Genomic DNA, 13154 nt, shown 5'->3' on the forward strand with positions numbered 1-13154 from the left:
CCGCCTGCCAGCGGGGTGCGCCGGGGGCCTGTGGGTCGTCGGGGTGCGGCAGCGACGGCAACGATGCAATTCGCCAGCGGTCGCGCGCGGCGCTCAGATCGGGTGCGGCCGCGCGGCGGATCAGCCAGCAGGGGGTTGCACCGGCCTCTGCACGGATCGCCAGCCGCTTGGTTGCGGTAAAATTCAACGCAGGTGGATTGCCCCAGATTTCGGCGATGACACAAGACAGCGCCTTGCAGCGCAATCCTTCCTCGATCGCCCAAAGCACATCCGCGGCGCGGCTGACATCGACCCGGATCACGGATTTGCGGCGCAATCCGGGCAGATATGGCTGGCCCGTTTCGCGTTGCGACAGCCGGTCCTGCACCCACAGGATTGGTGCATCGGTCTGCGCCGCACGTGACAGCACAAAACCCACGATGCCCGCATCTGTCGCGGTTGCGGAAAATGCCTCTGACAGGGTATGCCGCAGCACCGGCACAGCCACCTGCCAGGGGGCGTCTTTTGCAATGTTCAAAATCATGCACGCACAGCGATTCCCATGTATGTTCACTTTATGTTCTATAATATCCCGGATGCTGTCACAACAGGCCGCAAGGGCTGATCCAGCCGTTGTGATTGCGTCGTTTCGCCATTGTCCCCATCTGTCAGGCATGAAAAACTATGCGTGGCAAGATAAGGTAGGCTGACGGCATGGGTGAAATCTGGCAGGGACTGGTTGCGGGGTTATGGCTTGTCGTGACGATGGACGCTGACCTTGTGAATATCACGCTGCGGTCCTTGCAGGTCACACTGTCGGCGGTGGTCATTGCTTCGGCGATCGGGCTGCCATTCGGGGCGTGGCTGGCGATCCGGCGGTTCCGGCACCGGCGCACGACGATTGCCCTGCTCAACGCGCTGATGGGGCTGCCGCCGGTGGTGGTGGGGCTGGTGGTCTACCTGCTGTTGTCCCGTTCGGGGCCGTTCGGGGTGTTTGGCTTGCTGTTCACCCCCACGGCCATGATCATTGCGCAGGTGATCATTATCACGCCACTGATTGCGTCAATCGCGCATCAAGCGGTTCGCGACTTATGGGCGGAATATCATGACCTTCTGCTGTCTTTTTCAACGACGAAAAGGCAGCGGATCATGACCCTGCTGTGGGATGGGCGGCGGGCGCTGATGACGGCATCGCTGGCCGGATTTGGCCGTGCGATCGGCGAGGTTGGCGCGATCATGATCGTTGGCGGCAATATCGATAACGCCACCCGCGTGCTGACCACGGCCATCGCGCTGGAAACCGGCAAGGGCGATTTTGCGCTGGCACTTGGCCTGGGGTTTGTGCTGATCGGACTGGCGATTGCCGTCAACATCGCAACCCACATGATTGGCCGCACCGAAAGCGAGGGCAAATGGTGAAGCCGATCCTGCCGCTGACAATGAAAGGCGGCGTTATCAAACGGCGTGGCAAGATCCTGCTGGGGCCGGTGGATTTTACCGTGTCCGCGCAGGGATTCACGATTGTGATGGGGCCGAACGGGGCGGGCAAGACAACGCTGCTGCGCGCCTTGCACGGGTTGGAAAAACTGGCAGCGGGGCGGGTGGACTGGCAGGTGCCGGTAGCTGACACGCTGCAAAGGCAGGCGTTCGTCTTTCAGACCCCGATCATGCTGCGCCGGTCGGTGCGCGACAATCTGGCCTATCCGCTGATCCTGCATGGTATGCCCAAGGCGCAGGCCCATGCGATGGCCGCCGACTGGGCCGCGCGAGTCGGGCTGGGGGCGGCGCTGGACCAACAGGCGCCGCGCCTGTCGGGCGGTGAAAAACAGAAGCTTGCCTTGGCCCGCGCGCTGATGCGCAACCCCGATATCGTATTTCTGGACGAACCCTGCGCCAGTCTGGACGGCCGCGCCACCCGTGAGATTGAAACGATCTTGAAAACGGCGCAGGCGGATGGCACACGTATACTTATGTCCACCCATGACATTGGGCAGGCAAAACGTCTGGCCAGTGATATCGTGTTTCTGATGCATGGCCAAATCATTGAAACGGCGCAGGCGCAGGCATTTTTCAATGCGCCCAAAACGCGGCAAGCCGCGGCATTACTCAAGGGAGAGATCGTAGAATGAAGCATATTCTGGCACTGGTTCTGGGGCTGGCGGGCAGTATGGCCGCAGCCGAAGACATGAAAATGGCGGTAACAACGTCGTTCAACAATTCGGGACTGGCGGAAATACTGCTGCCCGCGATCGCCGAGGATACGGGCATCAACGTGCAACTGCTGGTCGTGGGCACAGGACAGGCGCTGCGTTTGGGTGAGGGCGGTGATGTCGATGCGGTTCTTGTGCATGCGCGTGCCGCCGAAGAGGCGTTTGTCGAAGCAGGCTACGGCACCCACCGTCGCGAAATCATGTACAACGATTTCGTCTATATCGGGCCGTCGGATGACCCCGCCGCCATTGCGCAGGCTGATACAGCCGCCGACGTGCTGGTGCGGATTGCGCAGACAGAATCGGTTTTTGTCAGCCGTGGCGATGACAGCGGTACCCACAAAAAGGAACTCTCGCTGTGGGATACGGCCGGTGTCCAGCGTGGCGGCGACTGGTATCGGCCTGTTGGCGCAGGCATGGGGGCATCGCTGAACACGGCGGCAGGCATGAACGCCTATATTCTGGCCGACCGGGCAAGCTGGCTGAATTTTGGCAACAAGGGCGATCTTGCACTGCTGTTTGCGGGCGATCCGGTGTTGTTCAACCAATACGCCTATCTTCCTGTGAACCCCGAACGCCACCCCCACGTAAAGACCGATCTTGTGGTGCAACTGGAAGAATGGCTGACATCACCGCGTGCGGCGGAGCTGATCAACGGCTACACGATCAACGGTGAGACCTTGTTCACCTATAATGCGCAGCCTGAGTCGTAAGCATCTGGCGAGGGCGCACAAATTTAGCTAAATTTGTGCGCCCTCGCCTCAATGTTGATGCGGCTCGTCGTCCAGCGACCCGTGGATCGCGAATTGGTCCAGCCCGGCACCCTGGGGTTCAATGCTGCGATACCCTTCGCGCACACCCGCACCTGTTAATTCCCGTGATACCATCAGCAGCGTGTTGGGTGCCTGCCCGTCACACAGGTCGATCATATGCGCGATTTCATCCGCCGCCACACCGCGCGCGGCATCGACCGAAGGCGCCCCGTAATGGCTGACAAAATGCGCCGCCAGCGCATCGGTCAGCGCCGCAATCTCGGCCGGTTCGACCTTGGTCACCGCCACGACGGAAACCCGCCCGAATGTTTCCAGCCCCAGCCAGCCATTGCTGAACGCCTGTTTCGCCTTACCTGACAGATCGCCTTCGGACCAGTTGGAAAATTCGAATCCTCCCGAGATGCACCATTCGCCCGTGCGCGCGGGCGCGTGAAAGATGTTCATGTCGCTGTCGTCGAAATGGATGGCGCGGGCCAGGTATTGGTCGGTCATGATTGCCCTAACAAAGTGGTTAACGGGATCAATGTGGTGGTTGGGCCGCTGCGGCACAACTGGCCGAAATCCTGATCAAGGCCGATGAAATCCCCCTGACCCAGCCCATACATCAATCCCTGCAGTTCGGCATGCAGCGGCTTTGCGCCTTCATCGTCCCAGCGGTTGATCCAGACCAGCGTGTGCCGCGCCCAGCTTTCCAGCAGATTCACCGGGTCCACCTCGGCGCAGCCTTCGGCATAAAGCGCTGTTTCATCGGGGGTTTGCCCCGGATCGTCGGATGCGGGCCACAGTTGCAGGTGCAGCCCGATGATCAGCCAGTCCGGCACTGCCGCCGGATCACGCCCCGACGCACGCGGTTTCAGCCGACCGCAAATACCCCCGTTCAGCCGGATCGCACCGTTCCAATCCAAATGCACGGCGACTTCGGGCGGGGCTGTGGCGCCCAAGGCGTTCTGAAACCCGATGCCGCAGGCGGGCAGCATCGCCATGGCCTGCGCCAGTGGCACCTCGGGGGCAAAGATAATGGCCGCGCGCAGGTCATTGCCGGTCAGGTTATACACAACCGTGCCCGCGTCGCAGCCGTCTGACGCCATTGCCACCGCGACCGCCAGCGGATCATCCACCGTGGCCACGCCGGTCAGCAGCGGCGGAAACACCGGTGCTGTCATGCGTTGCCGCCTGCGATCAGGTCGCGCGCCACCTGGCGGAACGCCTGCGCGGCGGCACTGTCGGGTTTCGACACCACGATCGGCGCGCCCCCGTCGGCGGCCAGCCGGATATCCAGTTGCAGCGGCAATTCAGCCAGCAGTGGCACGCCCAGTTTTGCCGCCTCTGCCGCGACCCCGCCGTGACCAAATGTATGTTCCTCGTGGCCGCAGTTTGAACAGATATGCGTGCTCATGTTTTCGATCATGCCGATAATCGGCGTGCCCAACTGGTTGAACATGTCGATCCCCTTGCGCGCGTCGATCAGCGCGACATCTTGCGGGGTGGATACGATGACCGCACCGGTCACGTCGAATTTCTGTGTCAGGGTCATCTGCACATCGCCTGTGCCCGGCGGCAGATCGACGATCAAAACATCCAGCGCGCCCCATTGCACCTGATTCATCATCTGCTGCAGCGCCCCCATCAGCATCGGACCGCGCCAGACGACCGCCTGATCGTCGTTCTGCATCAGCCCGATCGACATCATCGTCACACCGTGGTTGCGCATCGGCAGGATCGTCTTGCCATCGGGTGAAGCGGGCCGCCCCGACACGCCCAGCATACGCGGCTGTGACGGGCCGTAGACATCGGCATCCAGCAGGCCGACGCGCCGCCCTTCGGCGGCCAGCGCGCAGGCCAGATTGGCGGATACGGTGGATTTTCCCACGCCGCCCTTGCCGGATGCAACGGCGATGATCCGGTCAACGCCCGGCACCTTTTGCGGGCCCTTGGGTTCTGCGCTGCGTTGCGGTTTCAGATCGGGCGGGGCGGCGGGTGTGCTGTGGGCGGTCATGATCGCCGACACGGTGCCGATGCCATCCAGCGCCTTTAGCGCGGTCTCGGCTGCGGCGCGCACGGGTTCCATCTGGCTGGCCATGGATGGCGCGACTTCGAACACGAAACGCACGTTGCCGCCGTCCACGTTCAGGGCGCGCACCAGTCCGGCGGCCATGATGTCATCACCCGAAACAGGGTCTGTGATCGTTTTCAGGGTCGCAATGACCGCATCGCGGGTGATGCTCACTCAGTCGTCCTTTCCGGTGATCTTGCCAGTGATGACATGTTCCAGCCCCAGTTCGGGAATTGTCAGGACCATTTTGGCCTCGAAGGTTTTTCCGGCTGTGTCCGCATCGCGCATCGCCTCTTCGATGGCTTGCTGGGACGTGACGCCGACCTGCTTGAGGAATTTGCGCATCGACATGTTGAAATCTTCGCTCATGGGTTTTCTCCTGATTAGTGAATGATCGCGGGGATATCAGTGATCCTTGCGCTTTGACAGATAGTCATCGGATGTGCGCACACGCGGGCGTTCTGCCCCTGCGAAGGGGTTGTTCTGGGAATGATACTGCGCCTGTATGCGGCAATTGTCGCACATCTGGATCATCCGCACCGTGTCGGGGTTGGCAAACATCGCGTGTTTGCCGGCCAGCTTTTCGGTGATCTTTTCGATGGTGGATTTCACGCCGAACAGGCTGCCACATTCGACGCAGGCAAAGGGTTCTTCCTCGTGCAGCACCTGCTGGGCAAAGGCGGCATCTGTCAGGTTCAACTGCGGTTGCAGGGTGATCGCCTTTTCAGGGCAGATATTGCTGCATAGCCCGCATTGCAGGCAGGCGTCTTCCTGAAACCGCAGTTGCGGGCGGTCTTCGTTATCGATCAGCGCGCCCGACGGGCAGAGCGAGACACATGACAGGCACAGCGTGCAGGCATCGGTATCGACCAGCACCGCGCCATAGGGGGCGGTGTCGGGCAGGGGGATCACATCGGCGTCGGTTAGCGCCTTGGCGGCGGTGCGGGCGACCTGCCGCCGCGTGCCCATGGGCAGCATCGGCGTGGCGATGGCCTGTGCGTCGCTGCCCTGAAACAGCAGATCAGACAACGCGTCGGGGTCGGCCATGTCCAGCAGGCGGATCGTGCGGGCGCTGATCGCCTGCGCCAGCGCGGTTTCACGGTCAATCGTGTCGCGGTCGGATTTGGGCGACAGCAGGACATCGACGCAGGCAAACCCTGCACCAAGTGCAGCGAGCATTTCGGCGTGGCCGAACCCCGCCAGTGCCGTCACCTCTAGCGGGATGACATCGGCGGGCAGGCCGTTGCCGTAGCGGGCGGCAAGCTGGATCATCTCGATGCCGTGGGTATCATCGTGGACCAGCAGGCGGGGGTTGATGCCACCGGCCTTGCGAAAGGTTTCTGCCAGCGTCTGGATGCGGCGAAAGACATGATCGACCGGCGGCGCGTCATAGGTGATTGCGCCCGACGGGCACAGCGCGGAACAGGCCCCACAGCCTGCACAGATCATCGGATCAATCGCCACCGTATCCCCGGCTGACGTTATTGCACCGGTGGGGCAGGCGTTCAGGCAGTTTGAACAGGCGGGCTGTTCGGCCCGTGAATGGGCGCAAAGTGCCGGTTCCAGCCGCACATACAGCGGCTTTTCAAAGGTGCCGACCATTTGCGCGGCCGCAAACACTGCATCGGCCACTGATGGAGCATGCCGTGGGTCGGCGCGCAGATAGCCGTCCCGCTTTTCATGGGCGGAAAACAGCGGGGTATCACCCGTCAGGTCAAGAATGATATCGCATTGCGATTTCGCCCCGTCACGCGCCGCGCCGAACTGCGGCTGCCCGCGCCCGCCGGGTTCGAGGGCCTGCACCGCGTCAATGCGCAGGTTGAAATTGCCAAAGCTGCCGCTGGCCTGCGTCAGGCGCCCCCGGATGATGTCAAAGCCGCCTGTCACCGGTGGCGCTGAGTCATCTGTCAACAAGAGCGTAACGCTCAGCGTATCTTGGAGTTTCCGCGCCGCCGCGACTGCGACTTCGCCCGCGCCGATAATCAGGCAGACGCCATCGGATGTCACATCGCGCACTTTCGGTTCTGCGGGGCGCAATGCTGCCTCTGCGGCAAGGGCGGCCATCTTGGGTGCCTGCGACAATTTGTCAGCCGACCATCCGGCCCGATCACGCAGATCGACGAAAACGGGTAAATCTGCCCCGATTTCGGCGGCAATTTCGGCAAAACGGGCCTGTTCCTGACCGCAGGCAATTATGACGTTGCCCGCAGCGATCGCCTTGGTGGCCAGATCGCTTTGTTGTGTACATAAATTTGTGTGGAGCTTGGAACATTTCAGCCCGGTGACATCTTCGATTTTCGTCGTATCAATTGACTGACTTCCCAGACAATCACATAATATCAACTGCTTAGCGGTATCTGACGAAGATGACATTGTTTTCTCCAGGGTGGTCTGCGGTGCGCAGTCGGCGAAGTTAAGCCATGGTTTGGGGGTAACGTAAACCGAAAATGATGACAGTTTGCGCTGCGATGCAGCATAGTTTTGTGCAAGAAAGCCCTTTTCGAACCGCGTGTTGTGGGGCATGATGTATGCCACGGCATTCTGAAAACCCAGAGCAAAATAGTGATCCATAATCCTGACCAATATCAAACCATGCCTGTGGGTGTTGTCGTGCAGCGACGCCCTGGCGTGACGCGTTGGGCCAAGTGGGCATGGAAAGTCACGGCTGTTTTGCCCGGTGCGGCACAGGCTGACTGGGCGGTTTTGCGCGATACAGGTGATGTGGCCGAATACCACGCCGCCACCCGCCCCCTGGAACTGCACGGTGCCGAATCAGAATCCTATATGGCCGGTCTTTCCGCGAAAATGCCCGCGCTTTATGTCGTGATGCGCCGCCGCGATGATGCGCTGCGCCCGTTTGACGTGGTCTTGGTCACAGCTTCGCCTTATGAAGCGCAGGATTATATGGATAACGGTGAGGACATCGTCGAAAAGGTCGCGATGCCGGACGGGGTGATCGGCTGGGTGCGCGAATTTACCGACCGGTTTTTCGAAGAAGAAGTGTTTATCAAGCGCCGCCGTGACAAGCAGCGCGTTGATGGTGTGCAGGACGGGATCGGCGACAGACGTATCGCGCAGCTGACGGATGTGTATCGCGCGCCGCAGCGCAAGGGGTCGGCGGTATGAATGTATCGCAAACCGATTTCTGGTCGCGCCGCAAGGCAAAGGTCGCACAAGAGGCCGAAGCCGAAGAGGTTGTGCAGGACCTGCCGCAGGAAGATCTGACAGATGCGGAAATTCTGGCGAAATTCGATTTGCCTGATCCCGAAAGCCTGAAACTGGGTGATGATATCAAGGGCTTTATGTCCAGGGCCGTGCCCGAACATCTGCGCCGCCGCGCCCTGCGAAAGCTGTGGCGCACCAATCCGGTGCTGGCCTGTTTGGACGGTTTGAACGACTACGAAGACGATTTCACCGATGCCGCGACGGTCATGCCGGGCATGAAAACCGCATATCAGGTTGGCAAGGGTATGTTGGCCCACCTGCAGGATGTTGCGCAAAAGGCCGATGAACTGCTGGCGGCCGATGATCACGGCGTTGATCTGGATCAGGTTGAAAAGGTGCAAGATATGCCGTCATCGGACGATGAACCGACAGTGGTGGCAAAGGCCGATGCGGCCACCGCTGAAACGCCGCAGCCTGTTGTCCGCCGGATGCGTTTTGAATTTGAACAGGATGCCACATCATGACTGCGATGCCCGACATTGATCCGGTCACCCCCGAAGACCGTCTGCGGGCGGATCTTTATAATTATCTCGGGCTGATGCTGTCAGGGCCACCCGATGAAATGCTGCTGGTGCAAACGGCCGATCTTCATGGCGATGACAGCGCGCTGGGTCAGGCGATCACGCAGCTGGCGCGGGTGGCAAGGGTCTGCAAGCCAAAGGCGGTGCGCAGTGAATACAATGCGCTGTTCATCGGGCTTGGCAGGGGTGAATTGCTACCTTTTGCCAGCTATTATCTGACGGGTTTCCTGAATGAAAAACCGCTTGCCGCCTTGCGTGCCGACATGGCGGCGCGGGGCATCGGGCGTGCGCCCAACGTGTTTGAACCCGAAGACAACATCGCGTCGCTGATGGAAATGATGGGCGGAATGATCGTGGGCCGCTTTGCCGGCCCGCCAGCGGATCTGCAAACGCAGAAAGCATTTTTCAACAAACATATCGGATCATGGGCCGGACATTTTTTCAGCGATCTGGAAGCTGCGAAAAATTCGGTTCTTTATGCCTCGGTCGGGGCGGTGGGCCGGAATATGATGGACATCGAACGCGAGGCGTTTCGCATGATTGCGGAGTAATCCGTTAACAAGACGGCGGTTTGCCCGCCTTAGGAAAGAAAAGGAAGGCTCTGATGGCCAACGAAAACAAAGATGGTGCAAGCCGTCGCGATTTTCTGAAACTGGGTGTCGCGGCACCGGCGGCGGTGGCAGCTGCCACAACCGGCACGGCAGCAGCGGCGCAACCGGTCGATCTGTTATCCAACAAGATGCAGGATACCGAACACACCCGCGCCTATCTGGCCAGCGCCCGTTTTTAAGGAATTTCGGGGTATCGTCCGAAACAACGCAACCCAGCCAGCCCGGACGATCCGGGGCCAGCAAGGGAGAGAGACATGTTAAAGAAAAAAACCAATGGGGTCGCACGGCGCGCAAGCATCGACACACCGACCGCAAAAGGTACTGTTGACCGCCGCACATTTCTGCGCGGTTCTGGTCTGACCATCGGCGGGTTGACCGCGATTGCCGCAACTGGCGGCACCGTCACGGCGGCAAATGCGCAGGCCGTCGATAGCGCGGTTCAGACGATCAAATCGGTCTGCACCCATTGTTCGGTCGGTTGCACCGTGGTGGCAGAGGTCCGCAACGGCGTCTGGACGGGGCAGGAACCCGGCTGGGACAGCCCGTTCAACCTTGGCGCCCATTGCGCCAAAGGCGCGGCAGTGCGGGAACACGCGCACGGCGAACGCCGCCTGAAATACCCGATGAAGAAAGAAAACGGCGAATGGGTGCGCATCAGCTGGGAACAGGCGATTGACGAAATCGGCGACCAGATGATGCAGATCCGCGACGAAAGCGGCCCAGACAGCGTTTATTGGCTTGGCTCGGCCAAGCATAACAACGAACAGGCCTATCTGTTCCGCAAGTTTGCCTCTTATTGGGGCACTAATAACGTGGACCATCAGGCGCGGATTTGTCATTCGACCACTGTTGCGGGTGTGGCGAACACATGGGGCTATGGCGCCATGACCAACAGCTACAACGACATGCACAAGTCCAAGGCGATTTTCCTGATCGGTGGCAACCCCGCCGAGGCGCACCCTGTGTCGCTGCTGCATATGCTGAAAGCCAAGGAAGAAAACAACGCCCCGCTGATCGTCTGCGATCCGCGCTTTACCCGCACGGCAGCCCATGCGGACGAATACGTGCGTTTCCGGCCTGGTTCTGACGTAGCGCTGGTTTGGGGGATTCTGTGGCACATTTTTGAAAACCGCTGGGAAGATGCGGAATTCATCCGCACCCGTGTCTGGGGCATGGACCAGATCCGCGACGAGGTTAAAAAATGGACCCCCGAGGAAGTGGAGCGCGTCACCGGCGCGCCGGGTGAACAACTGCGCCGCGTGGCCTTTACGCTGGCCAACAACCGCCCCGGCACTTTGATCTGGTGTATGGGCGGCACGCAGCACTCGAACGGCAACAACAACACCCGCGCCTATTGCATACTGCAACTCGCGCTGGGGAATGTCGGTGTCGCCGGTGGTGGCACCAATATTTTCCGTGGGCACGACAACGTGCAGGGCGCAACCGACCTTGGGGTGCTGGCTGATACGCTGCCCGGATATTATGGTTTGGCCCCCGGCGCATGGGCGCATTGGGCGCGTGTCTGGGAAGAAGACCTTGACTGGCTCAAGGGGCGTTTTTCTGATGCGTCTTACGGCGACACCTCGATGATGAACCTGAACGGGATCACGGTCAGCCGCTGGATTGATGGCGTGCTGGAAGACAAGGAAAACATCGACCAGCCAGACAACACCCGCGCCATGGTGCTGTGGGGGCATGCGCCCAACAGCCAGACCCGGCAAAAGGAAATGAAGACGGCGATGGAAAAGCTCGACCTTTTGGTCGTGGTTGATCCATACCCGACCGTGTCTGCCGTGTTGCAGGACCGCACCGATGGTGTGTATCTGCTGCCCGCTTGCACGCAGTTCGAAACGCGCGGGTCCGTCACCGCATCCAACCGGTCGCTGCAATGGCGCGACAAGGTGGTGGAACCGCTGTTTGAATCGCTGCCCGATCACACGATCATGGCAAAGTTTTCGGAAAAATTCGGCTTCCACGACAGGATCTTCCGCAACATCGCGATTGATGAGGGCGGAGAGCCGAACATCGAGGACATCACCCGCGAATTCAACCGCGGCATGTGGACCATCGGCTATACCGGCCAAAGCCCGGAGCGGCTGAAGCTGCATATGGCCAACCAGCACACATTCGACCGCACGACGTTGCGCGCAGTGGGTGGCCCTGCTGACGGTGATACCTACGGTCTGCCTTGGCCTTGCTGGGGTACAGCGGAAATGAACCATCCCGGGTCTGCGAACCTTTATGACATGTCGATCCCTGTGGCGCAGGGTGGCATGGGTTTTCGCGCCCGTTTCGGGGTTGAACGCGACGGTGACAATCTGCTGGCTGAAGGGGTTTACCCTGTCGGGTCCGAAATTCAGGACGGATACCCTGAATTCACCATGCAGATGCTGATGGATCTGGGATGGGATGGTGACCTGACGGCGGATGAACGCGCTGCGATCGACGCGGTGGGCGGCCCAACCGCCAACTGGAAAACCGACCTGTCGGGCGGGATCCAGCGTGTTGCGATCAAACATGGCTGCGCCCCTTACGGCAACGCCAAGGCCCGCACAGTCGTGTGGACCTTCCCCGATCCGGTGCCGCTGCACCGCGAACCCCTGTATAGCAACCGCCGCGATCTGGTGGCCGATTATCCCACCTATGAGGACCGCAAATTCTGGCGTGTGCCAACACTTTACAAATCGATCCAGGAAAACGATTTTTCGCAAGAATATCCGATCATCCTGACATCGGGGCGTCTGGTGGAATACGAAGGTGGCGGCGATGAAACCCGGTCAAACCCTTGGCTGGCCGAATTGCAGCAGGACATGTTCGTTGAAATCAACATCCGCGACGCCAACAACCTTGGTGTGCGTGACGGCGCACAGGTCTGGGTCGAAGGCCCCGAAGGCGGAAAGGTCAAGGTGATGGCAATGGTGACCGAACGGGTGGGCAGTGGCGTGGCCTTCATGCCTTTCCACTTTGGTGGGCACCTTGAAGGTGTTGATTTGCGGCACAAATACCCCGACGGCGCTGACCCCTATGTCTTGGGCGAAAGCACCAACACCGCACAAACCTATGGCTATGATTCAGTGACCCAGATGCAAGAGACCAAAGCGACTCTTTGCAAAATCTGGGCAGCGTAAGGAGACCAATAAGATGGCAAGAGCAAAGTTTCTCGTCGATGCCGAACGCTGCATTGAATGCAATGCCTGCGTGACAGCGTGTAAAAACGAACACGAAGTGCCTTGGGGCATTAACCGCCGCAAGGTGGTGACGATCAATGACGGCAAGCCGGGCGAACGCTCGATTTCGGTCGCTTGCATGCATTGTTCCGATGCGCCCTGTATGGCGGTCTGCCCGGTCGATTGCTTTTATCAGAACGAAGAAGGGATCGTGCTGCACTCCAAGGATCTGTGCATCGGGTGTGGCTACTGTTTTTATGCGTGCCCCTTTGGTGCGCCGCAGTATCCGCAGGCTGGCAACTTCGGGTCACGCGGCAAGATGGACAAATGCACCTTCTGCGCCGGTGGCCCCGAGGAAAACCACAGCCAGGCTGAGTTCCAGAAATACGGCCGCAACCGGATCGCCGAAGGCAAACTGCCGATCTGTGCGGAAATGTGCGCGACCAAGGCCCTGCTGGCCGGTGACGGTGCCGAAGTGTCGGACATCTACCGCGAACGGGTGGTTGCCCGTGGTTTCGGGTCCGGCGCATGGGGCTGGGGCACGGCCTATCAGATGAAGGCCCAGTAACCGCTTCGCCGACATCTCACGGGGCGGCCTTTCGGGGCCGTCCCTTC

15 protein-coding genes are annotated in these 13154 nt (G+C 60.3%); 9 read left to right on the forward strand and 6 right to left on the reverse strand.

The features are described 5' to 3' along the window. Positions 1–523: hypothetical protein (locus tag IBX59_RS05865; protein ID WP_296373366.1), on the reverse strand; the 523-nt coding region annotated here is incomplete at its 3' end. Between the two features lie 170 nt (positions 524–693). On the opposite strand from IBX59_RS05865, the gene IBX59_RS05870 reads away from it, so the two are divergent. The 3 genes from IBX59_RS05870 to IBX59_RS05880 are packed head-to-tail and all read left to right on the forward strand — an operon-like array spanning position 694 to position 2902. Further along, positions 694–1398 (forward strand): ABC transporter permease, encoded by a 705-nt coding sequence (locus tag IBX59_RS05870; protein WP_296373368.1) that lies wholly within the window; start codon positions 694–696, stop codon positions 1396–1398. After that, the gene (locus IBX59_RS05875; RefSeq protein ID WP_296373369.1) at positions 1392–2108 is read left to right on the forward strand and encodes an ATP-binding cassette domain-containing protein; all 717 of its coding nucleotides are present in this window, start codon (positions 1392–1394) and stop codon (positions 2106–2108) included. Before IBX59_RS05870 ends, IBX59_RS05875 begins: the two co-directional genes overlap by 7 nt. Continuing rightward, a complete protein-coding gene (locus IBX59_RS05880) occupies positions 2105–2902 on the forward strand; it encodes a substrate-binding domain-containing protein (RefSeq protein ID WP_296373371.1) in 798 nt (265 codons plus the stop codon). Before IBX59_RS05875 ends, IBX59_RS05880 begins: the two co-directional genes overlap by 4 nt. Before the next feature lie 48 nt (positions 2903–2950). Here the strand turns inward: IBX59_RS05880 and IBX59_RS05885 are convergent, their stop codons facing one another. Genes IBX59_RS05885 through IBX59_RS05905 form a run of 5 tightly spaced genes read right to left on the reverse strand, consistent with a single transcriptional unit; the run spans position 2951 to position 7388 of the window. After that, a complete protein-coding gene (locus tag IBX59_RS05885; protein WP_296373374.1) occupies positions 2951–3454 on the reverse strand; it encodes a DUF6505 family protein in 504 nt (167 codons plus the stop codon). Then, entirely contained in the window at positions 3451–4125 is a 675-nt protein-coding gene (locus tag IBX59_RS05890; protein WP_296373376.1) for a biotin/lipoate--protein ligase family protein, read from the reverse strand. The genes IBX59_RS05885 and IBX59_RS05890 overlap by 4 nt, the downstream gene beginning before the upstream one ends. Continuing rightward, positions 4122–5189, reverse strand: a complete 1068-nt coding sequence (locus IBX59_RS05895; RefSeq protein ID WP_296373377.1) for an Mrp/NBP35 family ATP-binding protein — start codon at positions 5187–5189, stop codon at positions 4122–4124. The genes IBX59_RS05890 and IBX59_RS05895 overlap by 4 nt, the downstream gene beginning before the upstream one ends. After that, on the reverse strand, positions 5190–5384 hold the full coding sequence (locus IBX59_RS05900; protein ID WP_296373379.1) for a DUF6494 family protein: 195 nt from the start codon (positions 5382–5384) through the stop codon (positions 5190–5192). It abuts the gene before it with no gap. A 36-nt stretch (positions 5385–5420) separates the two neighbouring features. After that, a complete protein-coding gene (locus IBX59_RS05905) occupies positions 5421–7388 on the reverse strand; it encodes a 4Fe-4S binding protein (RefSeq protein ID WP_296373381.1) in 1968 nt (655 codons plus the stop codon). Between the two features lie 189 nt (positions 7389–7577). On the opposite strand from IBX59_RS05905, the gene IBX59_RS05910 reads away from it, so the two are divergent. The 6 genes from IBX59_RS05910 to fdh3B all read left to right on the forward strand — a co-directional run bounded on the left by IBX59_RS05910 (position 7578) and on the right by fdh3B (position 13107). Beyond that, positions 7578–8141 (forward strand): DUF3305 domain-containing protein, encoded by a 564-nt coding sequence (locus IBX59_RS05910; RefSeq protein WP_367119363.1) that lies wholly within the window; start codon positions 7578–7580, stop codon positions 8139–8141. Continuing rightward, positions 8138–8704, forward strand: a complete 567-nt coding sequence (locus IBX59_RS05915; RefSeq protein WP_296373383.1) for a DUF3306 domain-containing protein — start codon at positions 8138–8140, stop codon at positions 8702–8704. Before IBX59_RS05910 ends, IBX59_RS05915 begins: the two co-directional genes overlap by 4 nt. Continuing rightward, positions 8701–9312, forward strand: a complete 612-nt coding sequence (locus IBX59_RS05920; RefSeq protein WP_296373385.1) for a molecular chaperone — start codon at positions 8701–8703, stop codon at positions 9310–9312. Before IBX59_RS05915 ends, IBX59_RS05920 begins: the two co-directional genes overlap by 4 nt. A 53-nt stretch (positions 9313–9365) precedes the next feature. Then, positions 9366–9551: a twin-arginine translocation pathway signal protein gene (locus IBX59_RS05925; protein WP_296373387.1), complete on the forward strand. Its 186-nt coding sequence runs from the start codon at positions 9366–9368 to the stop codon at positions 9549–9551. Between the two features lie 75 nt (positions 9552–9626). Next, the gene (locus IBX59_RS05930) at positions 9627–12500 is read left to right on the forward strand and encodes a formate dehydrogenase subunit alpha (protein ID WP_296373391.1); all 2874 of its coding nucleotides are present in this window, start codon (positions 9627–9629) and stop codon (positions 12498–12500) included. Positions 12501–12513: 13 nt separating this feature from the next. Beyond that, on the forward strand, positions 12514–13107 hold the full coding sequence (gene fdh3B, locus IBX59_RS05935; protein ID WP_296373393.1) for a formate dehydrogenase FDH3 subunit beta: 594 nt from the start codon (positions 12514–12516) through the stop codon (positions 13105–13107). Positions 13108–13154: the final 47 nt, after the last annotated feature.

It is taken from the genome of Yoonia sp., from assembly GCF_014859355.1.
GTDB lineage: Bacteria > Pseudomonadota > Alphaproteobacteria > Rhodobacterales > Rhodobacteraceae > Yoonia.